The 25,434-nt window shown below is 72.0% G+C and carries 2 protein-coding genes; both read left to right on the top strand.

Translation table 11 applies throughout. The annotated features are described in order from the left end of the window. Nucleotides 1-26 precede the first annotated feature (26 nt). Entirely contained in the window at nt 27-977 is a 951-nt protein-coding gene (locus MEBOL_RS33605; protein WP_218920838.1) for a fatty acid desaturase family protein, read from the top strand. A 105-nt stretch (nt 978-1,082) separates the two neighbouring features. Further along, nucleotides 1,083-25,424, top strand: a complete 24,342-nt coding sequence (locus MEBOL_RS33600) for a non-ribosomal peptide synthase/polyketide synthase (protein ID WP_095981258.1) — start codon at nt 1,083-1,085, stop codon at nt 25,422-25,424. Nucleotides 25,425-25,434 lie beyond the last annotated feature (10 nt).

Here is a 25,434-nt window from a genome sequence, read left to right as displayed (position 1 = left end):
CCTTCAGGAAAGAGCGTCCCTCTCCGGTGCAGGTGGAGATCCACGCCTTGCGCCGCGCCCTCCAGGGCGAGCCGGAGTGGAGCGCGCGCCTGCTGAGGCTGCAGCGGCCACGGCCGGTGGTGTCGCTCGCGTACGTCGCCATGGCGTGGCTCGGGCTCGTGCTGTCCTGGAGCCTGGTGGCATGGGGAAGCCTGGCGCTGCTTCCCGTGGCGCTGCTGCTGACGGCGTCCGCGCAGCGGCTGTTGGGCAACAGCCTGCATGATGCCGCGCACGGCAACATCCTGCGCGGGGGCGAGCCGCTGTTCCAGGTGCTGCTCGCGGCGCCGATGTTCGAGGAATTCCGCCGCTACCGCGCGCTGCACCTGCGGCATCACGCCCGCCTGCATGCGCCCGAGGAGGATCCGGACCACCTGCCCATTCCCGTGCGGCCCGGGGATGGCGAGGCGGGACCCTCGGCCACGCAGGTGTACCTGCGCACCCTCTTCTCCGCGCGCCTCTGGAAGAGCCACTGCCTGGGCGAGCTGCCCGCGCTGAACTGGCGGGACCGGGGCCGCATCCTCCTGTGGTGGACGGTGGTGGAGGGGGCGCTCACGCTGGCGGTGGGGCCGGGCCGCGCGCTCGCCTTCCTGGGCCTGTGGCTGCTGTCGCGGGCCACCACCTACCACGCGCTCAAGGTCTTCACCGAGCTGGCCGACCACTCCGGGCTCGAGGTGGGCACCGTGCTCTCGTACACGCGCAACGCGCCTCGCAATACGCTGGGCCTGCTGCTGCATCCCTTCGGGGACAACTACCACCTCACCCATCACCTCTCGCCGCGCGTGCCCATGCCCAACCTGCACGCCGCCCACCTGTTGCTGTGGGGCGTGCCGGAGTACCGCGCCGGCCATCACTGCGACGGCTATTTCCTCGGCCACTATCCGGTCACGCGCAGCTGGCTGCGCGCCTGGCGCGAGCCGCGGCCTCATGAGGTCCGCTGAGCGACCCCGCCTCACGCCTTCTTCCCTCCCATCTTCCGCCCCTCCGGGGATGGCCTCGCCCGCCTCGTGGCCGCCAGCTCCCCACCCCCCGCATTGAACGCCCCCATGAGTTCTCAGACGAATCGGCATTCCGCCTCTGAAGGCGCCACGACGTTCCCCCTCTCGCCGCAGCAGCGGGAGATGTGGCTCGACCAGTCCCTGCAACCCGACTCGCCGCTCTACAACATTGGTGGGCGGGTGTGCATCGAGGGGCCCCTGGACGCGGACCTTTTCGAGCGGGCCCTGGGCCACGTCGTCCAGACGAACGACTCCCTGCGGCTGATGCTCGTGGAGGCCGAGTCCCCGCCGCGCCAGTACGTGGCCGCGCGGCTCGAGCCCACCCTCGAGCGGCTGGACGTCTCGGGGAGCGAAGACGCGGACGCGCGTGCCCTGGCGTGGATGGAAGCGCGCATGGCCGAGCCCCTGCCGCTGTTCTCGCGGCCCCTGTTCCGCTTCGCCCTGGTGAAGGTCGCCGCCGAGCGCCACTCCTGGTTCTTCCAGCTGCACCACCTGGTGGCGGACGGGTGGTCCCTCCCGCTCATCATCCAGCGCGTCGCCCAGGCCTACAACACGCTGCTCGCGGGCCAGACCCTTGTCCACACGCCCGGGCCCTCCTATCGGGACATCGTCGCCGAGGAGCAGGCCTACGAGGACTCCGAGCAGCACGCGCGCGACGCGGCCTACTGGCGTGAGTACTTCGCCTCCCTTCCCGAGCCCCTGGCCCGCCCCACCGCGAGCGGCATGACCCCCCGGAGCGCCCCTCCGATCTCCACCCTGACCTGGAGCCGGGAGTTCTTCACCCGCCTGGAGACGTTCGCCCAGCGCCACGGGGTGGGTGTCGCGCACGTGATGCTCGGCGCCTTGTATGGCTACTTCACGAGGACCGGGCAGCGTGAGGACCTGGCGCTGAGCCTGTCCACGCGCAACCGGTTCGGGGAGCGGGCCCTGCACACGATGGGGATGTGCACCAACACCGTCTCGGCCTGGTACCGCCTGGGCACCCGGCTGTCCTTCGCGCAGCTGCTGCGGGCAATCCGGGAAGAAGGGGCGCGGGGCGCCGAGCACCGGCGCTTCCCCCACGGCGAGCTCATCCGGCAGGTGGGACTGGCCCGAACCGGCCGCTCGCGCTTGACCGATGTCACCCTGTCGTACGTCGGTGGCTCGTGCGATGTGCGACTGGGCGAGGCCCGCACCCGCTTCCGGCTGATGGTGGGTCAGCGGCAGGACAGCGGACTGCTCTTCTACCTGGAGCACTTCCACGCCGAGGGCGAGGTGACGCTCCAACTCGTCGCGGGCGCCAGCTTCAGCACGGAGGAACTCGCGCGGGTGAAGCAGGGCGTCCAGCAACTGCTGGAGGACGTGCTGGAGCGTCCCGAGGCCCCGCTGAGCGAGCTGCGCCTGCTGCCGGACAGCGAGCGCCAGCGGCTGCTCGTGGACTTCAACCGCGCCCACCGACTCGAGCCGAAGGAGCAGTGCGTCCATCGGCTCTTCGAGGCCCAGGCGGCCCGCACGCCCGACGCTCCCGCGATCTGCTTCGATGACGGCCAGCGCGAGGAGACCCTCACCTACCGGGAGCTGGACACGCGCGCCAATCAGCTCGCCCATGCCCTGCGCTCGCGCGGCGTGGGTCCCGAGCGCGTCGTCGTCCTGCTGCTCGAGCGCTCCGCCGAGCTCATCATCTCCCTGCTCGCCATCCACAAGGCCGGCGGCGCCTACCTGCCGCTCTTGCCCTCCATCCCCAAGGCCCGTCTGGACTTCATCCTCCAGGACGCCCGGCCCCAGGTCCTCCTCACCCAGGCCTCGCTCGCTGAACGCTTCGAGCTTTCCGCCGAGCACTGCCTGCTCGTGGATGCCGAGCAGAAGGCCCTCGCCGCCCAGCCCACCCACGCCCCCGACAGCGGCGTGTCCCCGGACAACCTCGCCTACATCATCTACACCTCGGGCTCCACCGGTCAGCCCAAGGGCGTGCTCGTGCAACACCGGGGCTTGAGCCACCTCGCCCAGGCGCAGACGCCCCTGCTCGACATCGTGCCCGAGGACCGGGTCCTCCAGCTGGCCTCCATCTCCTTCGACGCGGCCACCGCCGACGTGTGGATGGCGCTGCACTCGGGCGCCGCGCTCTGCCTGGGCAGCAGTGAGGTCATGATCCCCGGCGAGCCGCTGCTGGCCTTCCTCCAGCGCCAGCGCATCACCCACGCCGTCTTCACGCCCTCCTCGCTGTCCGTGATGCCCGAGCACGCGCTGCCCCTGCTGCGCACCGTCATCGTGGGCGGCGAGCCGTGCTCGGCGGAGCTCGTGCGCCAGTGGGCCCCGGGCCGCCGCTTCTTCAACTTCTACGGCCCCACCGAAGTCACCATCAACGCCACCTTCACGCGCTGCGAGCCCGGGCCCCTGCCGCCGTCCATCGGCGCGCCCCTGCCCAGCGTCGACGCCTACGTGCTCGACCAGCACCTGCAACCCTTGCCCCTGGGCGCGGTGGGGGAGCTGTACCTGGGCGGCGTGGGCGTGGGCCGCGGCTACCTCAACCGTCCGGCACTGACGGCCGAGCGCTTCATCCCCAACCCCTTCGGCGAGGGCCGCCTCTATCGCACGGGCGACCTGGCGCGCTGGCGCGAGGACGGGCAGATCGACTGCCTGGGCCGCACGGATGATCAGGTGAAGCTGCGCGGCTTCCGCATCGAGCTGGGCGAGGTGGAGCAGGCCTTGCGCGAGCTGCCCGGCGTGCGCGAGGCGTGCGTCCTGTTGCGTCCGGACTCCCGGGGCGAGCCCGCCCTGGCCGCCTACGTGGTGGCCCCCGAGGGCCAGGCCCCCGCCGAACCGCGGAGCTGGGTGGCCTCGCTGCGCGAGACCCTGGCCACCCGGCTGCCCGAGTACATGGTGCCCTCGGCCTGGGTGCCGATGGAGGCCCTGCCGCTCAACTCCAGTGGCAAGGTGGACCGCAAGGCCCTGCCCTCGCCCACCTTCGTGGCGGCCAGCGGTGAGTTCATCGCGCCGCGCACGGCCCTGGAGCAGGCCGTCGCCCAGGTCTGGCGCGAGGTGCTGGGCCTGCCCCAGGTGGGCGCGCTGGACAACTTCTTCGAGCTGGGTGGCCACTCGCTGCTGGCCACCCAGGTGATGTCGCGTTTGAGCAAGCGGCTGCGGCGCGACCTCCCCCTGCGGCTGGTCTTCGATGCTCGCACCGTGGCCGCCCTCGCCCTCAAGCTGGAGTCCCTGGGCGCCACGGCGGAGGAAGGACTCGCGGACCCGGGCTTCCAGACCCTTCCCCGCGCCGCGCGGACCGGACGGCTGCCCCTGTCCTTCGCGCAGCAGCGCCTGTGGTTCCTCGATCGCTTCGGCTCGGGCTCGGCCTACAACATTCCCCAGGCCCTGCGCGTGACGGGCGAGCTGGACGGCGCGGCGCTGGAGTCCGCGCTGCGCGCGCTCGTGCGGCGCCACGAGAGCCTGCGCACCGTCTTCCGCGAGGAGGAGGGCGAGGCCTTCCAGCACGTGCTGTCCGCCGAGGACTTCTCGCTCGCGCGGGTGGACCTCCAGGCCCTGCCCACCGAGCGGCGTGAGGCCGAGGTCCAGCGCCTGGCCAGCGAGGACAGCCAGCGGCCCTTCGACCTGGCGCGCGACTACATGCTGCGCGCCTCGCTCGTGCACGTGGCCGAGCGGGAGCACGTGCTGCTCTTGTGCCTGCACCACATCGCCAGCGATGGCTGGTCCTCGGGCGTGATGCGGCGCGAGCTGGCGGCGCTCTACGCGGGCTTCCACCAGGGCCCGGCCGCCGAGCTGCCCGAGCTGCCCATCCAGTACGCCGACTTCGCCGTGTGGCAGCGCGACTGGCTCCAGGGTGAGCGCCTGACGCGGCAGGTGGACTACTGGAAGAAGCAGCTCGCGGGTGCGCCTACCCTGCTGCAACTGCCCACGGATCGGCCGCGCCCCGGCATCATGACCTTCGACGCCCGGTCCCTGGACTTCACGCTGCCGCCCTCGCTGGTGCAGGCCCTGCGGGTGCTGGGTCATCAGAGCGGGGCCACGCTCTTCATGACGCTCCTGGCGGCCTACCAGGTGCTCATGTCGCGCTGGAGCGGTCAGCGGGACGTCATCGTCGGCTCGCCCATCGCCGGCCGCACGCGGGCGGAGACCGAGCCGCTCATCGGCTTCTTCGTCAACACGCTGGCGCTGCGCGCGGACCTCTCGGACAACCCCACCTTCCGCGAGCTGCTGGCCCAGGTGCGGCGCACCACCGAGGCGTCCTTCGAGCACCAGGAGCTGCCCTTCGAACGGCTCGTGGAGGAGCTGGCCCCCGAGCGCCACCAGAACTTCAACCCCCTGGTGCAGGTGACGATCTCCCTGCAGAACACCCCGGAGGAGCCGTGGCGGCTGCCGGGGCTGTCGCTCCACGCGCTGCCGCTCCCGTTCGAGCGGGTGCACATGGACCTGGAGCTGTACCTGTGGGAGCAGGACGGCGGTCTGCGCGGCTCCTGGGTGTACAACACCGCCCTCTTCGACGCGGCCACCGTCGAGCGCATGCGGGGCCACTTCGTCACGCTGCTGGCGGACGCGGCCCAGCGGCCCCAGGCCCGCGTGGGCGAGCTGTCCCTGCTCACCCCCGCCGAGCGTGAGCACCTGCTCGCCGAGGGCCGTCCGGTCGCGCCCGCGCGTCCCGTGACGCACGGCATCCCCCAGCGCTTCGAGGCCCAGGTCGCACGCGCGCCGCATGCCCCCGCCGTCTCCTTCGAGGACGGCCACCAGCCGCGCACGCTCACCTACGCGGAGCTGGACGCACGCGCCAACCAGCTCGCCTGGCACCTGCGCTCGCTGGGCGTGGGTCCCGAGGTGCTCGTGGGGGTCTGGCTCGAGCGCTCGCCCGAGGCCGTCATCGCCCTGCTCGCCATTCTCAAGGCCGGTGGCGCCTACCTGCCCATGGACGCCATGTATCCGCCCGAGCGGGTGGAGTTCATGCTCCAGGACAGTGAGGCCCCCGTGCTGCTCACCCAGGCGTCCTTGCTGGGGCGGCTGGGCGCGGCGCCCACGCCGCACACCTTGTGCCTCGACACGCAGGGCGACGTGCTGGCGCAGCAGCCGGAGACGCGCCCCGAGTCCACGGCCACGCCCGACAGCCTCGCCTACGTCATCTACACCTCGGGCTCCACCGGCAAGCCCAAGGGCGTGCAGGTGACGCATGCCAACGTCATGCGGCTCTTCACCGCCACCGAGGACTGGTACCGCTTCGGCCCCGAGGACGTGTGGACGCTCTTCCACTCGCTGGCCTTCGACTTCTCCGTCTGGGAGATGTGGGGCGCGCTGCTGTATGGCGGCCGCCTCGTCGTGGTGCCCTATGACGTGAGCCGCTCGCCGGCGGACTTCCTCCGCCTGCTGGCCCGCGAGCGCGTCACCGTCCTCAACCAGACGCCCTCCGCCTTCACCCAGTTGTCGCGCGCCGAGGAGGAGGCCGACACGCGCCCCTCGCTGCGTCTGCGCTACGTCATCTTCGGCGGCGAAGCGCTCGACTTCCAGAGCCTGCGCGGCTGGTTCTCCCGCCACGGAGACCGCGAGCCCCGGCTCGTGAACATGTACGGCATCACCGAGACGACGGTGCATGTCACCTACCGTCCGCTGTCCCAGGAGGACGTGGAGCGCCCGGGCAGCATGCTGGGCCGGCCCATTCCGGACCTGGGTCTGCTGCTGCTCGACGCCCATGGCCAGCCGGTGCCCGTGGGCCTGGCGGGGGAGATCCACGTCGGAGGCGCGGGCGTGGCGCGCGGCTATCTGCGCCGTCCCGAGCTGAACGCCACCCGCTTCCTGCCCAACCCCTTCGGCCCGGGCACCCTCTACCGCTCGGGTGACTCGGCGCGCCGGCTGCCCAACGGCGAGCTGGAATACCTTGGCCGCATCGACCAGCAGGTGAAGCTGCGCGGCTTCCGCATCGAGCTGGGGGAGATCGAGACGGCCCTGACGGAGCAGCCCGGCGTGAGCCAGGCGCTGGTGCTCCCGCGCGAGTTCGCTCCGGGCGACACGCGGCTGGTGGCCTGGCTCGTCCTGGGCCAGCTGGACGCGGCGGCCGTGGAGGGACATGTGGCCCAGGTGCGCGAGCGGCTGCGCGCGCGGCTGCCCGAATACATGGTGCCCGCGGCCTTCGTGGCCCTGGAGTCCTTCCCCCTGACGTCCAACGGCAAGGTGGACCGCAAAGCCCTGCCCGCGCCCTCCGCGTCCCCCGCGGCGAGCGGCCCTTATGTCGCGCCGCGCACCGCCACCGAGGAAGCCGTGGCCCAGGTCTGGCAGCAGGTGCTCGGCCTGCCCCAGGTGGGCGCGCACGACGATTTCTTCGCCCTGGGCGGCCACTCACTGCTGGCCACGCAGGTGACGGCGCGCCTGGGCAAGCGGCTCGGGCGCGACGTGCCCCTGCGCCTGCTCTTCCAGGCACACACCGTGGAGGATCTCGCGCGGCGGCTGGACGCGTCCGCGAGCAGCGCCGCCCGGTCCATTCCGCGCGTGGAGCGCACCGGACGCCTCCCCCTGTCCTTCGCCCAGCAGCGGCTGTGGTTCCTCGACCGCTTCGGCTCGGGCTCGGCCTACAACATCGCCCAGGCCATGCGACTGACGGGCGCGCTGGACGTTCCGGCGCTGGAGGCGACACTGGCCGCGCTCGTGTCCCGCCACGAGAGCCTGCGCACCGTCTTCCGCGAGGAGGACGGCCAGGCCTGGCAGCACTTCCTGTCCGCCGAGGGCTTCACGCTCACGCGCGGGGACATGCGTCACCTGGCGCCCGAGCCGCGTGAGGCCGAGGTCCAGCGCCTGGCGCTGGAGGACAGCCGCCGTCCGTTCGATCTCGCCCGGGACTACATGCTGCGGGCCACGCTGGTGCGGATGGACGAGCACGAGCACGTGCTGCTCTTGTGCCTGCACCACATCGCCAGCGACGGCTGGTCCATGGGCGTGCTGTGGCGTGAGCTGACGGCGCTCTACACGGCCTTCCACCAGGGCCAGCCCTCGCCGCTGGCGGAGCCGGCGCTGCAATACGCGGACTTCGCCGTGTGGCAGCGCGACGGGCTCCAGGGCGAGCGGCTGTCGACCCAGGTGGACTACTGGAAGAAGCAGCTCGCGGGCGCGCCCACCCTGCTGCAACTGCCCACGGATCGGCCGCGTCCCAGCACCATGACCTTCGAGGCCGGCATGGTGCGCTTCGCGCTGGAGCCCTCGCTGGTCCAGTCGCTGCGGGCCCTGGGTCAGAAGGCGGGCGCCACGCTCTTCATGACGCTCGCGGCGGCCTATCAGGTGCTGCTGTCGCGCTGGAGCGGTCAGCCGGACGTGGTGGTGGGCACCCCCATCGCGGGCCGGACCCACGCGGAGCTCGAGTCGCTCATCGGCTTCTTCGTCAACACCCTGGCCCTGCGCGCGGACCTCTCGGCCAACCCCTCCTTCCGCGACCTGCTCACCCAGGTGAAGCACACCACGCAGGAGGCCTTCGCCCACCAGGAATTGCCCTTCGAGCGGCTCGTGGAGGAGCTGGCCCCCGAGCGCCACCAGAACTTCAACCCGCTCGTCCAGGTGGTGCTCGTCCTCCAGAACGCGCCGCACGAGGAGTCGCGCCTGCCCGGGCTCGTCCTCCAGTCCCTGCCGGAACAGACCCCACTGGCGCACATGGACCTGGAGCTGCACCTGTGGGAGCGCGACGGCGGCCTGTCGGGGCTCTGGCTCTACAACGCGGCCCTCTTCGATGCCTCCACCCTGGAGCGCATGCATGGCAGCTTCACCACGCTGCTGGCCAACCTCGTCCAGCACCCCGACCACCACGTGAGCGAGCTGTCCCTGCTCCCGCCGGCCGAGCGTCAGCGCCTGCTCGTGGACTTCAACGCGGCCTCCGTCGAGGCGCCTCCGGAGGAGTGCGTCCACCAGATCTTCGAGGCCCACGCCGCCCGCACGCCCGACGCCGAGGCGCTCTGTTTCGATGACGGCCAGAGCGAGCGGACACTCACCTACCGGGAGCTGGACGCACACGCCAACCAGCTCGCGCATGCCCTGCGCTCGCGTGGCATCGGCCCCGAGTGCGTCGTCGCCCTGCTGCTCGAGCGCTCTCCCGAACTCCTCATCGCCCTGCTCGCGGTGCACAAGGCCGGCGGCGCCTACCTGCCTCTGTTGCCCTCCATGCCCAAGAGCCGCCTGGACTACATGCTCCAGGACGCCCGGCCCCAACTCATCCTCACCGACACCGCCATCGCGTCGCGCCTCGCGCTGTCCCCCGAGCACTGCCTGCTCGTGGATGCCGAGCGGGAGTCGATCGCCACGCGGAGCACCCACGCACCCGACAGCAAGGTGTCCCCGGACAACCTCGCCTACATCATCTATACCTCGGGCTCCACGGGCCAACCCAAGGGCGTGCTCGTGCACCACCGCGGGTTGCGCAACGTCATCCACGCCCAGCGCATCCTGCAAGGACTGGGGCCTAAGGATCGCGTCCTTCAGCTCGCCGCCATTTCCTTCGACGCGGCCACGGCCGATGTGTGGCTGGCGCTCGGGGTGGGCGCCACCCTGTGCATGGGGTCCCGTGACGCGATGGCTCCGGGAGAACCGCTGCTCGCCTTCCTGCGGCGCCAGCGCATCACCGCCGCCTTCATCACGCCCTCGTCCTTGGCGGCGCTTCCCGTCGAGCCGCTGCCGTCCTTGCACACGCTCATGGTGGGAGGCGAGGCCTGCTCGGCGGAGTTGGTGCGCCAATGGTCCTCCGGCCGCCGTTTCGTCAACCTCTACGGGCCCACCGAGGTCTCCATCGAAGTAACCGTGGCCTGGTGCACGCCGGACACGCGGCCGCCCCCCATCGGCTCGCTCATCTTCAACAACCGGGCGTATGTGCTCGACAGCCACATGCAGCCCGTCCCCATCGGCGTGGCGGGCGAGCTGTACCTGGGCGGTGTCCAGGTGGGGCGCGGCTACCTCAACCGCCCGGATCTGACGGCCGAGCGCTTCATCCCCAATCCCTTTGGCGAGGGCCGCCTCTACCGCACGGGTGACCTGGCGCGCTGGCGCGAGGACGGACAGCTCGACTACCTGGGCCGTACCGACAACCAGGTGAAGCTGCGCGGCTTCCGCATCGAGCTGGGTGAGATCGAGGAGGCCCTGCGCGAGCTGCCCGGCGTGCGCGAGGCGTGCGTCCTGCTGCGCCCGGATCCACGAGGGGAACCCGCCCTGGCGGCCTATGTCTCGCCCCAAGAGGGGCAGGCGTTCACGGATGCCTCGCAATGGGTGGCCTCGCTGCGCCAGGCACTCGCCACGCGGCTGCCGGATTACATGGTGCCCTCGGGCTGGGTGGCGATGGACGCCCTGCCGCTCAACGCCAGTGACAAGGTGGACCGCAAGGCCCTGCCCGCGCCCTCCTTCCTTGGGACGACCCATGGCGGGTTCCTCCCACCGCGCACGGACCTGGAGCGGGCCGTCACCCAGGTCTGGCAAGACGTGTTGGGCGTGCCCCAGGTGGGCGCGCACGATGACTTCTTCGAGCTGGGTGGCCACTCGCTGCTCGCCACCCAGGCGATCTCCCGGCTGAGCAAGCACCTGGGCCGGGACGTGCCCCTGCGCCTGCTCTTCGAGGCGAGTGATGTGGCCTCCCTGGCCGAGCGGCTGGAGTCCCTCGAGGGCCAGTCCAGCGGACTCGCGCGCTTCCAGGCCATTCCCCGCGTGGAGCGCACGGAACGGCTGCCCCTGTCCTTCGCCCAGCAGCGCCTGTGGTTCCTCGATCGCTTCGGCGCGGGTGCGGCCTACAACATGCCCCAGCCCCTACGGCTGACGGGCGCGCTAAATACCACGGCGCTGGAGTCCGCCCTGCGCGAGCTCATGCGGCGCCATGAGAGCCTGCGCACCGTCTTCCGCGAGGAGCGGGACACGGCGTTCCAGCACTTCCTGTCCGCCGAGGACTTCGCGCTCACGCGTGTGGACGTGCGGCACCTCACGCCCGAGCGGCGCGAGGCCGAGGTCCGGCGGCTGGCGTTGGAGGACAGCCAGCGGCCCTTCGACTTGACGCGCGACTACATGCTGCGTGCCTCGCTGGTGCTCGTCTCCGAGCGCGAGCACGTGCTGCTCTTGTGCCTGCACCACATCGCCAGCGACGGCTGGTCCATGGGCGTGATGCAGCGCGAGCTGTCGGCGCTCTACACGGCCTTCCAGCGGGGAGAGCCCTCGCCGCTGCCCGAGCTGGCCATCCAGTACGCCGACTTCGCCGTGTGGCAGCGCGACTGGCTCCAGGGTGAGCGCCTCGCGTCCCAGGTGGACTACTGGAAGAAGCAGCTCGCGGGAGCACCCACGCTGCTACAGCTGCCCACCGACCGGCCCCGCCCCAGCGTCATGACCTTCGACGCCCAGACGCTGGGCTTCACGCTGCCTTCCGCGCGTCTCGAGGCCCTGCGCACCCTGAGCCAGGAGAGTGGCGCCACGCTCTTCATGACGATGCTGGCGGCCTTCCAGGTGCTGCTGTCGCGCTGGAGTGGCCAGCAGGACGTCGTCGTCGGCTCGCCCATCGCCGGGCGTACCCGCGCCGAGACCGAGCCGCTCATCGGCTTCTTCGTCAACACCCTGGCGCTGCGCGCGGACCTCTCGGACAACCCCACCTTCCGCGAGCTGCTCGCCCAGGTGAAGCGCACCACCCAGGAGTCCTTCGAGCATCAGGAGCTGCCCTTCGAGCGGCTCGTGGAGGAGCTGGCCCCCGAGCGTCACCAGAACATCAACCCGCTCGTCCAGGTGCTGCTCGTCATGCAGAACAACCAGGAGGAGTCGTGGCGGCTGCCGGAGCTGTCGCTCCACCCGCTGCCCTCGGAGGCGCCGCAGGTCCGCACCGACATGATGCTGCACCTGTGGGAGCAGGACGGGGGCCTGTCGGGGCAGTGGATCTACAACACCGCCCTCTTCGACGCCTCCACGCTGGAGCGAATGCAGGACAACTTCCTCACGCTGCTGGACGACGTGCTGGAGCGGCCCGATTGCCACGTGGGCGAGCTGTCCCTGCTGTCCGCCGCCGAGCGCCAGCGGCTGCTCGTGGACTTCAACCGGACCCAGGCTCCCTTCCCCGAGACGCCGTGCGTCCACCAGCTCTTCGAGGCCCAGGCGGCCCGCACGCCCGACGCCGAGGCGCTCTGCTTCGATGACGGCCAGCCCGTGGAGTCGTTCACCTACCGGGAGCTGGACGCGCGCGCCAACCAGCTCGCCCATGTGCTGCGCTCGCGCGGCGTGGGCCCCGAGCGCATCGTCACGCTGCTGCTCGAGCGCTCCGCGGATCTCATCATCGCCCTGCTCGCGGTGCACAAGGCCGGCGGCGCCTACATGCCGCTGTTGCCCTCCACGCCCAAGGCCCGTCTGGACTTCATGCTCCAGGACGCCCGGCCCCAGGTCATCCTCACCGACTCGGCCATCGCGGCGCGCTTCGAGCTTCCCGCCGAGCACTGCCTGCTCATGGACGCCGAGCGCGAGACGGTCGCCGCCCAGAGCCCGCGCCCCCTGGTCCTCGAGCTCACCCCCGACAACCTCGCCTACGTCATCTACACCTCGGGCTCCACGGGTCAGCCCAAGGGCGTGCTGGTGCCGCATCGCGGCCTGTGCGGCCTCGGCCACGACATGCTCCGGATGGGCATCACCTCCGGAGACCGGGTCATGCAGTTCGCCTCCATCTCCTTCGACGTGGCGGGCTCGGAGATCTGGATGGCGCTGTGCTCGGGCGCCACGCTGTGCATGGGCAGCCGCGACACGCTGGCCCCGGGCGAGCCGCTGCTCGCCTTCCTCGAGCGCCAGCGCATCACCACCGCGAACCTCACCCCGTCCACCCTGGCCGCCGTCCCTTACCGCGAGCTGCCCGCGCTCCACACGGTCATCGTGGGCGGCGAGACGTGCTCGGCGGAGCTGGTGCGCCAGTGGGGCGCGAGGCACCGCTTCTTCAACATCTACGGTCCCGCCGAGACCACCATCAACTTCACCGTGGCTCAGTGCGAGCCCGGCCCGGTGCCGCCGCCCATCGGCCGGCCCTTCGCCAACAACCAGGCCTATGTGCTCGACGGCCGCATGCAGCCGGTGCCCGTGGGCGTGGCGGGCGAGCTGTACCTGGGCGGTGTCCAGGTGGGCCGCGGCTACCTCAATCGCCCGGACCTGACGGCCGAGCGCTTCATCCCCAATCCCTTCGGTGAGGGCCGCCTCTACCGCACGGGTGACCTCGGGCGCTGGCGGGAGGATGGCCAGCTCGACTACCTGAGCCGCGTCGACAACCAGGTGAAGCTGCGCGGCTTCCGCATCGAGCTGGGGGAGATCGAGCAGGCCCTGTTGAAGCTGCCCGACGTGCGCGAGGCGTGTGTGCTGTTGCGAGCGGATCCCCGGGGAGCGCCCGCCCTGGCGGCCTATGTCGCGGCCCACGAGGGACAGGCGCCCGTGGACGCCTCGCGGTGGGTGGCCTCACTGCGCCAGGAGCTCGCCACGAGGCTGCCGGACTACATGGTGCCCTCGGGTTGGGTGGCCATGGCCGCCCTGCCGCTCAACGCCAGCGGCAAGGTGGACCACAAGGCCCTGCCCGAGCCCTCCTTCCTGATGGCGGCGACCGGCGAGTTCGTCGCGCCGCGCACGTCCACGGAGGAGGAAGTGGCCGCCATCTGGCGGGAGGTGCTGGGCGTGCCCCAGGTGGGCGCGCACGACGACTTCTTCGCGCTGGGCGGCCACTCGCTGCTCGCCACCCAGGTGACATCGCGGTTGAGCCGGTGGCTGGGACGGAACGTGCCCCTGCGCGTGCTCTTCGAGGCGAGTGACGTGGCCTCCCTGGCCGAGCGGCTGGAGGCCCTGAAGGCCGAGCGGGCCGAGTCCACGGCCTTCCAGCCCATTCCCCGGGCGGAGCGCGGCGGACGGCTGCCCCTGTCCTTCGCGCAGCAGCGCCTGTGGTTCCTCGATCGCTTCGGCTCGGGCTCCGCCTACAACATGCCCCAGGCCCTGCGCCTGACGGGCGCACTGGACACTCCGGCCCTGGAGGCGGCGTTCGGCGCGCTCGTGCGGCGTCACGAGAGCCTGCGCACCGTCTTCCTCGATGAGGACGGACAGACCTTCCAGCACGTGCTGCCCGCCGAGGGCTTTGGCCTCTCGCGCGTGGACGTGCGGCACCTCACGCCCGAGCAGCGCGAGGCCGAGGTCCAGCGCCTGGCGTTGGAGGACAGCCAGCGGCCCTTCGATCTCGCCCGCGACTACATGCTGCGCGCCTCACTGGTGCTCGTCTCCGAGCGCGAGCACGTGCTGCTCTTGTGCCTGCACCACATCGCCAGCGACGGTTGGTCCGCGAGCGTGATGCAGCGCGAGCTGTCGGCCCTCTACACGGCCTTCCTGGAAGGCCGGTCCGCCGAGCTGCCCGATCTCCCTCTCCAGTACGCCGACTTCGCCGTGTGGCAGCGCGACGGACGCCAGGAAGAGCGCCTTTCGGCCCAGGTGGACTACTGGAAGGACAAGCTCGCGGGGGCGCCCACGCTGCTGCAACTCCCCACCGACCGGCCCCGTCCGAGCGTCATGACCTTCGAGGCGCGGACGCTGCGCTTCGACCTGGCGCCCGCGCTGCTCGAATCGCTGCGCGCCCTGGCGCAGGACAGCGGCACCACGCTCTTCATGACGCTCACGGCGGCCTATCAGGTGCTGCTGTCGCGCTGGAGTGGCCAGAAGGACATCGTCGTGGGCTCGCCCATCGCCGGGCGCACCCGGGCGGAACTCGAGCCGCTCATCGGCGTCTTCATCAACACCCTGGCCCTGCGCGCGGACCTCTCCGCCAACCCGCGCTTCCACGAGCTGCTGGCCCAGGTGAAGCGCACCACGCAGGAGGCCTTCGAGCACCAGGAGCTGCCCTTCGAGCGGCTCGTGGAGGAACTGGCCCCCGAGCGCCACCAGAACTTCAATCCGCTCGTCCAGGTGGCGCTCACCCTGCAGAACACGCCGGAGGAGGCGCTGCGCCTGCCGGGCCTCGTCCTCGAGACCCTGCCGCTGTCCGCGCAGCAGGCGCGCCTCGACCTGGAGCTGTTCCTGTGGGAGCAGGACGGCGGCCTGTCGGGGGCGTGGGTGTACAACACCGCCCTCTTCGACACCTCCACGCTGGAGCGGATGCAGGGCAACTTCCGCACGTTGCTGGCGGACGTGGTCCAGCGGCCCGAGGCCCGCGTGGGCGAGCTGTCCCTGCTCTCCACCGCCGAGCGCCAGCGGCTGCTCGTGGACTTCAACCGCACCCAGGCGCCCTTCCCCGAGGCGACGTGCGTCCACCAGCGCTTCGAGGCCCACGCGGCCCGCACGCCCCACGCCACCGCCCTCCACTTCGAGGATGGCCCGGAGGAGCGGACGCTCACCTACCGGGAGCTGGACACGCGCGCCAACCAACTCGCCCAGGTCCTGCGCTCGCGCGGTGTGGGCCCCGAGAGCCTCGTGGCCCTGGTGCTCGAGCGTTCCCCGGAGCTGGTGGTGTCCATGCTCGCCGTGCACAAGGCGGGCGGCGCCTACCTGCCGGTGGATCCGGCCGTGCCCCAGGCGCGCCTGGACTTCATGCTCCAGGACGCCCAGCCGCGGGTGGTGATCACCCAGTCCTCGCTCGCCGCGCGCTTCGAGTTCTCCCCGGAGCGCTGTGTGCGCGTGGACGCGGACGCCTCGCTCCTCGCCGCCCAGTCGGTCCATCCGCCCGCGTGCGAGGCCACGCCGGACACGCTCGCCTACGTCATTTATACGTCGGGCTCCACGGGCCAGCCCAAGGGCGTGCTCGTGCCTCACCGGGGCCTGAGCAACGTCGTCGAGGCGCAGGCGCGCACCTTCGAGCTGGGGCCCAAGGACCGCGTCCTCCAGTTCGCCTCGGCGTCCTTCGACGCGGCCACCTTCGATGTGTGGCTGGCATTGGGCGTGGGCGCCACGCTGTGCCTGGGCACCCGCGACGCCCTCGCGCCCGGCGAGCCCCTGCGCGCCTTCCTCGAGCGCCAGCGCATCTCCGCCACCGTGCTCACGCCCTCCACCTTGGCGGCACTGCCCGCCGGCGAGCTGCCCGCGCTGCGCTCGCTCATGGTGGTGGGCGAGGCGTGCCCGGCGGAGCTCGTGCGCCAGTGGGCGCCGGGCCGCCGCTTCTTCAACCTCTACGGCCCCACCGAGGTCACCATCTGGTCCACGACGGCGCGCTGCGAGCCCGGACTCGCGGCGCCGCCCATCGGCCGGCCGCTGGCCAACCTCCAGGCCTACGTCCTCGACGAGCATGCCCAGCCGGTCCCCGTGGGCGTGCCCGGCGAGCTGTACCACGGCGGCGTGGGCGTGACGCGGGGCTACCTCCACCGCCCCCAGCTCACCGCCGAGCGCTTCATCTCCAATCCCTTCGGCGAGGGCCGCCTCTACCGCACCGGAGACCTGGCGCGCTGGCGCGAGGACGGCCAGCTCGACTACCTGGGCCGCACCGACAGTCAGGTGAAGCTGCGCGGCTTCCGCATCGAGCTGGGCGAGGTGGAACAGGCCCTGCGTGAAGTACCCGGCGTGCGTGAGGCGTGCGTGCTGCTGCGCCCGGATGCCCGAGGCGAGCCCGCGCTCACCGCCTGGCTCGTGCCCCAGGACAGCGCGGTGCTCCACGACGAGCCGCAACAGTGGGCGACCGGTCCGCGTCAGGCGCTCAAGTCCCGGCTTCCCGAGTACATGGTGCCCACGGCCTGGGTGGTCCTGGACGCACTGCCGCTCAACGCCAGCGGCAAGGTGGACACGAAGGCCCTGCCCGCGCCGTCGCTCCAGGCGAGCGCGATCCGGGGTGCCTTCGTGGCGCCGCGCACGGACACCGAGCGCGCCGTGGCCCTCATCTGGCAGGAGGTGCTGGGCGTGCCCCAGGTGGGCGCCCATGACGACTTCTTCGAGCTGGGCGGCCACTCCCTGCTGGCCACCCAGGTCATGTCCCGTCTGGGCAAGTGGCTCGGCCGCGACGTGCCCCTCAAGCTCCTCTTCGAGGCGGGAGAGCTGGCGACGCTCGCCGAGCGGTTGGAGGCCCTGAAGGCCGAGCACGGCGGCGCCACGTCCCTCCAGACCATCCCCCGCGTGGAGCGCACGGGACGGCTGCCCCTGTCCTTCGCGCAGCAGCGCCTGTGGTTCCTCGATCGCTTCGGCTCGGGCTCGGCCTACAACATGCCCCAGCCCCTGCGGCTGACGGGCGCGCTGGACACCGCGGCGCTGGAGTCCGCCCTGCGCGCGCTCGTGCGGCGCCATGAGAGCCTGCGCACCGTCTTCCGCGAGGAGCAGGACTCCGCGTTCCAGCACTTCCTGTCCGCCGAGGACTTCGCGCTCGCACGCGTGGACGTGCGGCACCTCACGCCCGAGCGGCGCGAGGCCGAGGTGCAGCGCCTGGCCAGCGAGGACAGCCAGCGGCCCTTCGACCTGACGCGCGACTACATGCTGCGCGCCTCGCTCGTGCACGTGGCCGAGCACGACCATGTGCTGCTCTTGTGCCTGCACCACATCGCCAGCGACGGCTGGTCCGCGGGTGTGCTCCAGCGCGAGCTGACGGCGCTCTACACGGCCTTCCATCAGGGGCAGCCCTCCCCGCTGCCCGAGCTGGCCATCCAGTACGCCGACTTCGCCGTGTGGCAGCGCGACTGGCTCCAGGGTGAGCGCCTGACGCGGCAGGTGGACTACTGGAAGAAGCAGCTCGCGGGTGCGCCCACGCTCCTGCAGCTTCCCACCGACCGGCCGCGTCCCGGCGTCATGACCTTCGACGCCCGGGTCCTGGGCTTCGAGGTCGCTCCGTCCCTGGTAAAGGGACTGCGCGCCCTGGGGCAGCGGAGCGGGGCCACGCTCTTCATGACGCTCCTGGCGGCCTACCAGGTGCTCATGTCGCGCTGGAGCGGTCAGCGGGACGTCGTCGTCGGCTCGCCCATCGCCGGCCGCACGCGGGCGGAACTCGAGTCCCTGATTGGCTTCTTCGTCAACACGCTGGCGCTGCGCGCGGACCTCTCGGACAACCCCACCTTCCGCGACCTGCTCGCCCAGGTGAAGCGCGCCACCCAGGAGGCCTTCGCCCATCAGGACCTGCCCTTCGAGCGGCTTGTCGAGGAGCTGGCTCCCGAGCGCCACCAGAACTTCAATCCGCTCGTCCAGGTGGTGCTCGCCCTGCAGAACGCGCCCCTCCAGGACATGAACCTGCCGGGGCTCGCGATCCAGCCGCTCGTGGGCAAGGCGCCGCAGGTGCGCACGGACCTGGAGCTGCACCTGTGGGAGCACGACGGCGGCCTGTCGGCCTCCTGGTTCTACAACACCGCGCTCTTCGACGCCTCCACGCTGGAGCGCATGAAGGAGCACTTCCTCCACCTGCTGGCCGACGTGGTCCAACGGCCCGAGGCCCGCGTGGGCGAGCTGTCCCTGCTCTCCGACGCCGAGCGTCGGCGGCTGCTCGTGGACTTCAACACCACCGCTCCCGCCGCTCCGGCGTGGACGTTCGTCCACCAGCGCTTCGAGGCCCACGTGGCCCGCGCACCCGACGCCGAGGCCGTCTGCTTCGATGATGGCCAGCGCGTCCAACGCCTCACCTACCGGGAGCTGGACACGCGCGCCAACCAGCTCGCCCACGTGCTGCGCTCGCGCGGTGTGGGTCCCGAATGCCTCGTGGCCCTGCTGCTCGAGCGCTCCCTGGAACAGGTCGTGGCCCTGCTCGCCGTGCACAAGGCGGGTGGCGCCTACCTGCCGCTCGATCCGGCCGCGCCCCGCGCGCGTCTGGACTTCATGCTCCAGGACGCCCAGCCGCGGGTGGTGATCACCCAGTCCTCGCTCGCCGAGCGCCTTGCGTTCGCGCCCGAGCGCCGCATCCAGGTGGACACGGAGGCCGACACCCTCGCGGCCCAGAGCATCCTGCCGCCCGGAGTCGAGCTGTCCCCGGACGGCCTCGCCTACGTCATTTATACGTCGGGCTCCACGGGTCAGCCCAAGGGCGTGCTCGTGCCCCACCGGGGCCTGAGCAACGTCGTCGAGGCGCAGGCGCGCACCTTCGAGCTGGGGCCCAAGGACCGCGTCCTCCAGTTCGCCTCGGTCACCTTCGATGCCGCCACGGCCGACATGTGGATCGCCCTGGGCGTGGGCGCCACGATGTGCCTGGGCAGCCGCGACGCCATGGCCCCGGGTGAGCCCCTGCGCGCCTTCCTCGAGCGCCAGCGCGTCTCCGCCGCCGTGCTCACGCCCTCCACTCTCGCGGCGATTCCCGCGAGCCCCTTGCCCGCGCTGCGCTCGCTCATGGTGGCGGGCGAGGCGTGCCCGGCGGAGCTCGTGCGCCAGTGGGCGCCGGGCCGCCGCTTCTTCAACCTCTACGGCCCCACCGAGGCCACCATCTGGGCCACCGTCGCGCGCTGCGAGCCCTCGGCCCAGGCGCCCGCCATCGGCCGGCCCATCCCCCACACCCAGGCGTACGTGCTCGACGCGCACCTGCGACCCGCCCCACTGGGCGTGCCCGGCGAGCTGTACCTGGGCGGCGTGGGCGTGACGCGGGGCTACCTCCACCGGCCCCAGCTCACCGCCGAGCGCTTCATCTCCAATCCCTTCGGTGAGGGCCGCCTCTACCGCACCGGAGACCTGGCGCGCTGGCGCGAGGACGGCCAGCTCGACTACCTGGGCCGCGCCGACAGCCAGGTGAAGCTGCGCGGCTTCCGCATCGAGCTGGGCGAGGTGGAACAGGCCCTGCGTGAACAGCCGGCTGTGCGTGAGGCGTGCGTGCTGCTGCGCCCGGATGCCCGAGGCGAGCCCGCGCTCACCGCCTGGCTCGTGCCCCAGACGGAGGACACCACGCTCCAGGCCGAGCAGCTCCAGCAATGGCAGACGCTGCACGGCCAGTCCTACGTCGAGCCCACCGCGCAGGCCGACAGCACCTTCAACATCTCCGGCTGGGGCAGCAGCTACACCGGCGGCGACATGCCCGCGGAGGAGATGGCCGAGTGGGTGGAGGCCACGGTCGCCGACGTGCGCGCCTTGCGCCCCCGTCACCTGCTGGAGATCGGCTGCGGCACGGGCATGCTCCTGGCCCGGCTGGCGCCCGGGTGCGAGAGCTACCTGGGCACGGACCATGCCCAGAGCGCCCTGGATCACGTGCGCCTCATGCAGCGCACGGTGCCGGGCCTCGCCAACGTCTCGGTCTCCCAGCGCTCCGCGGATGACTTCTCGGGCCTGCCCGAGGCCCACTTCGACGTGGTGCTGCTCAACTCCGTCATCCAGTACTTCCCCAGCGCGGACTACCTGCTGCGGGTGCTGGAGGGCGCGGCGCGCGTGGTGCGTCCCGGCGGCGTCATCTACCTGGGAGACGTGCGCGACCTGCGCCTGCTGCACGCCTACCACGCCTCGGTGCAGCTGTTCCGCGCGCCCGACACCCTCTCGCGCGCCCAGCTGTCGGCCCTCATCGACCAGCGCCTGCGCGACGAGGAGGAGCTGCTGGTGGACCCCGAGCTGTTCCGCGCCCTGCCACACCGGCTGCCCCAGGTGCGAGGCGTGGAGCTGCGGCTCAAGCGCGGCCGGCACCACAACGAGCTGACGCGCTTCCGCTACCAGGCGCTGCTGCATGTGCACGCCGCCCCGCGGGACGTGTCCGCCACACCCGCCGCCGAGGTGCACGACTGGCGCCGCGAGGGGTGGACGCTCGACGCGCTGCGCCGCTGGCTGAGCGAGGCGCGCCCCGCGCACGTCGAGCTGCGGGACATTCCCAACGCCCGCCTGCGCGACGAGGCCCTTACCCTCGCGTGGCTCTCCGGTCCCCCTGGAGAGCCCGTGGCCGGGTTGCGCCAGGCCCTGGCGCGAGCCCCCGCGGCCGTGGAGCCCGAGGTCCTTTGGGCCCTGGCCGACGCGCTGCCCTACCGCGTGCACCTCACCGCGTCCGCCCAGGGCGCTTCCGACAGCATGGACGCGCGGCTGATCCGGCATGACGTCGAGTCGTCCGGCGCCGCGCTGGCCGCGCCCGTGGCCGCGCCCCGCGCCTGGCGCGACTACGCCAACAATCCGCTGCTGGGCAAGCTGCACCGCCGGCTCGTGCCCGCGCTGCGGCAGGCCCTCGCCGCCCGGCTGCCCGAGTACATGGTGCCCTCCGCGTGGGTCACCCTGGACGCCCTGCCCCTCACGTCCCACGGCAAGGTGGACCACAAGGCCCTGCCCACGCCATCCGCGCTGGGTGGTGGAGCCAGCGGGGCCTTCGTGGCGCCGCGCACGGACACCGAGCGGGCCGTGGCCCTCGTCTGGCAGGAGGTGCTGGGCGTGCCCCAGGTGGGCGCGCACGACGACTTCTTCGAGCTGGGCGGCCACTCCCTGCTGGCCACCCAGGTCATGTCCCGTCTGGGCAAGTGGCTCGGCCGCGACGTGCCCCTCAAGCTCCTCTTCGAGGCGCGCACCCTCTCCACCATGGCCGAGGCACTCCTGGCCCTGGCGGCGAGTGGTGGAGGCGCGGGCTTCCAGGCCATCGCGCGTGCGGAGCGCGGCGGGCGGCTGCCCCTGTCCTTCGCCCAGCAACGGCTGTGGTTCCTCGACCGCTTCGGCTCGGGCTCGGCGTACAACATGCCCCAGGCCCTGCGCCTGACGGGCGCCCTGAACGCCCCGGCGCTGGAGGCGACGCTGGCCGCGCTCGTGCACCGCCACGAGAGCCTGCGCACCGTCTTCCACGAGGAGGACGGCCAGACGTGGCAGCACGTGCTGCCCGCCGAGGGCTTCTCCCTCTCGCGCGTGGACGTGCGGCACCTGTCGCCCGAGGCACGTGAGGCCGAGGTCCAGCGCCTGGCGCTGGAGGACAGCCAGCGGCCCTTCGATCTGGCGCGCGACTACATGCTGCGCGCCTCGCTCGTGCACGTGGCCGAGCAGGAGCACGTGTTGCTCCTGTGCCTGCACCACATCGCCAGCGACGGCTGGTCCATGGGCGTGCTCCAGCGCGAGCTGGTGGCGCTCTACGAGGCCTTCCACCAGGGCCGGTCCTCGCCGCTGCCCGAGCTGCCCCTGCAGTACGCCGACTTCGCCGTGTGGCAGCGGGGCTGGCTCCAGGGCGATCGCCTCGCCTCCCAGGTGGACTACTGGAAGCGGCGACTGGCCGGAGCGCCCACCCTGCTGCAGCTGCCCACCGACCGGCCCCGTCCCAGCGTCATGACCTTCGAGGCCCAGGTGCTGGGCTTCGAGGTCGCGCCGTCCGTGGTGGGGGAGCTGCGTGCGTTGAGCCAGCGGAGCGGCGCCACGCTCTTCATGACGCTCTTGGCGGCCTACCAGGTGCTGCTGTCGCGCTGGAGCGGCCAGTCGGACATCGTCGTGGGCTCGCCCATCGCCGGCCGCACCCGGGCGGAGACCGAGCCGCTCATCGGCGTCTTCATCAACACCCTGGCCCTGCGCGCGGACCTCTCCTCCAACCCGCGCTTCCAGGAGCTGCTGGCCCAGGTGAAGCGCACCACCCAGGAGGCCTTCGCCCACCAGGAGCTGCCCTTCGAGCGGCTCGTGGAGGAGCTGGCCCCCGAGCGCCACCAGAACTTCAATCCGCTCGTCCAGGTGGTGCTCGCCCTGCAGAACGCGCCGCTCGGGGACATGCACCTGCCGGGGCTCGCGCTCCAGCCGCTCTCGGGGCAGCCGCCCCAGGTGCGCATGGATCTGGAGCTGCACCTGTGGGAGCGCGAGGGCGGCTTGTCGGCCTACTGGCTCTACAACACGGCCCTCTTCGATGCCGCCACCGTGGAGCGGATGAACGGGCACTTCCTCACCCTGCTGGCCGACGTGGCCCGGCGGCCCGAGGCCCGCGTGGGCGAGCTGTCCCTGCTCTCCGACGCCGAGCGCCAGCGGCTGCTCGTGGACTTCAACCCCGCCCAGGCGGCGCCCTACCCCGAGGACGCGTGCGCGCATCAGCTCTTCGAGGCCCAGGCGGCCCGTACGCCCGAGGCCGAGGCCCTTCGCTTCGATGATGGCCAGCGCGAGCAGCGGCTCACCTACCGGGAACTGGACGCGCGCGCCAACCAGCTCGCCCATGTCCTGCGCGCGCGCGGCGTGGGCCCCGAGCGTGTCGTCGCCCTGCTGCTCGAGCGCTCCCTGGAGCTCATCGTCGCCATGCTGGCGGTGAGCAAGGCGGGCGGCGCCTACCTGCCACTCGACACCGCCTCGCCCCAGGCCCGCCTGGACTTCATGCTCCAGGACGCCCAGCCCTGCGTCCTCCTCACTCAGTCCAGCGTGGCCGGGCGCTTCCAGCTCGACTCCGAGCGCTGCCTCCAGGTGGACACGGAGGCCGCCACCGTCGCGGCCCAGCCCGTCCATCCGCCTCCGTGCGAGGCCACGCCGGACAACCTCGCCTACATCATCTATACCTCGGGCTCCACGGGACGGCCCAAGGGCGTGCTGGTGCACCACCGGGGCCTGTGCTGCTTCATCGAGGATCAGGCGCGGGCCATCCCGCTGGGAGCCCAGGACCGGGTGCTCCAGTTCGCCTCGGCCACCTTCGACGCCTCCGCGCTGGAGCTGTGGCTGGCGCTGCGCGCGGGCGCCACCCTGTGCCTGGGCACGCGGGACACCCTGGCCCCCGGCGAGCCGCTGCTCGCCTTCCTCGAGCGCCAGCGCATCACCACCCTGGGCCTCACCCCCTCGGCGCTCGCCACGGTGCCCGTGCGTGCCCTGCCCGCGCTGCACACCGTCATGGTGTTCGGCGAGACGTGCTCGGCGGAGCTCGTGCGCCAGTGGGCCCCGGGCCGGCGCTTCATCAACATCTACGGCGCCACCGAGGCCACCATCTGGTCCACCTTCACGCGCTGCGAGCCCTCGCCGCTGCCGCCCGCCGTGGGCCGGCCGATGTCCAACACCCAGGTGTACGTGCTCGACGCGCACCTGCGGCCCAGCCCCGTGGGCGTGCCGGGCGAGGTGTACCTGGGGGGCGTGAGCGTCACCCGCGGCTACCTCCACCGCCCCGAGCTGACGGCCGAGCGCTTCATCCCCAACCCCTTCGGTCCGGGCCGGCTCTACCGCACGGGCGACCTGGCGCGCTGGCGCGAGGACGGGCAGCTCGACTACGTGGGCCGCACGGACAACCAGGTGAAGCTGCGCGGCTTCCGCATCGAGCTGGGGGAAGTCGAGCAGGCCCTGCGCGAGGTGCCCGGCGTGCGCGACGCCTGCGTGCTGCTGCGGACCGATGAACGGGGCACCCAACGGCTGGTGGCCTGGCTCGTCCTGTCTCCGTGGGACGCGGGGGAGGCGGAGCGGCGGGTGGCGGACGCGCGCGAGCGGCTGCGCGCGCGGCTGCCCGAGCACATGGTGCCCTCGGCCTTCGTGCCGCTGGAGTCCTTCCCGCTCAACGCCAGTGGCAAGGTGGATCGCAAGGCCCTGCCCGAACCCATCGCGCGGGCGGGGACGACGCACGGCGCCTTCCTTCCGCCACGCGACGCCCTCGAGACGGCCATCGCCCAGGTGTGGTGCGAGGTACTTGGCCTGCCCCGGGTGGACGTGCGCGAGGACTTCTTCGCCCTGGGCGGCCACTCGCTGCTGGCGGTGCGGCTGCTGTCCCGGCTCCAGGAAGTGCTCGGCTACTCGCTGTCGCTCGGAAGCCTCTTCCAGCATCCCACCGTGGAGGCACTGGCCGCCCTGCGGCGTCAGTCCACGCCAGAGGAGGAGCTGTGGGCGCCGCTCGTACTCATGCAGCCCCGGGGCTCGCTGCCGCCCTTCTTCTGCGTGCCCGGCGTCGGGGGTGATGTCTTCTACCTCCAGGCACTGGCGCAGCACCTGGGTCCCGAGCGGCCCTTCTACGGCCTGCAGGCGGTGGGCCTCGACGGGCACACCCCGCCGGATCGCTCGCTGGATGCCATGGCCGAGCGCTACGAGCGGGAGATCCGGCGCGTGCGGCCCCAGGGGCCCTACCACGTGGGAGGCCATTCGCTCGGTGGATGGGTGGCCTACCGCCTCGCGCAGCGGCTCGCGGCCCACGGTGAGCAGGTGAGCCTGTCGCTCTTCGACGCCACCTCGCACAAGCACGCCCTGTTCCCCGAGCCCCGGAGCCGGGCGGAGCTCTTGAACATGGTGATCGAGGGGTATGAGTTGGAGAGCGGCCTGGACCTGAGCGCCGAGCGCGCGCGCATGGCGACGCTCGCCACCGACGAGGAGCGGCTCCTGTTGGTGCGGGAGTGCGGGGAGCGCTCGCAGCGGATTCCCCCGGGGACGGACCTCGCGCTGATCCGCGGCCGGGCCGAGGTCTTCCACGCGGGCCTGCTGATGCGCGACCTGCCCGCGGGCTGGCTGTCCGCGCCGGTGCGGCTATTCTCCGCCGAGAGCAGCGCGGGCATGCTGGGGGTCGGGGAGATGACGACCCAGGAGAAGCAGGAGGGCTGGTCCCGGCTCTGCGCGCCGCTGTCGGTGGTGAGCTCCGCCGGCCAGCACCCCACGCTCGTGCGGCCGCCCCACGCCGAGTCCCTGGCGCATCAGCTCTCCGCCTGGCTGGAATCCGTGGAGCGCGCGGCGAAGTGAAACCTGAGAT

The sequence above is a fragment of the Melittangium boletus DSM 14713 genome (assembly GCF_002305855.1).
Taxonomy (GTDB): Bacteria; Myxococcota; Myxococcia; order Myxococcales; family Myxococcaceae; genus Cystobacter; species Cystobacter boletus.
This window is presented reverse-complemented; position numbering and strand designations above follow the sequence as displayed.

Excerpts from the sequence above, each read along its gene's own strand:
- MEBOL_RS33600 (WP_095981258.1), top strand. The coding sequence starts at position 1,083 with ATGAGTTCTCAGACGAATCGGCATTCCGCCTCTGAAGGCGCCACGACG.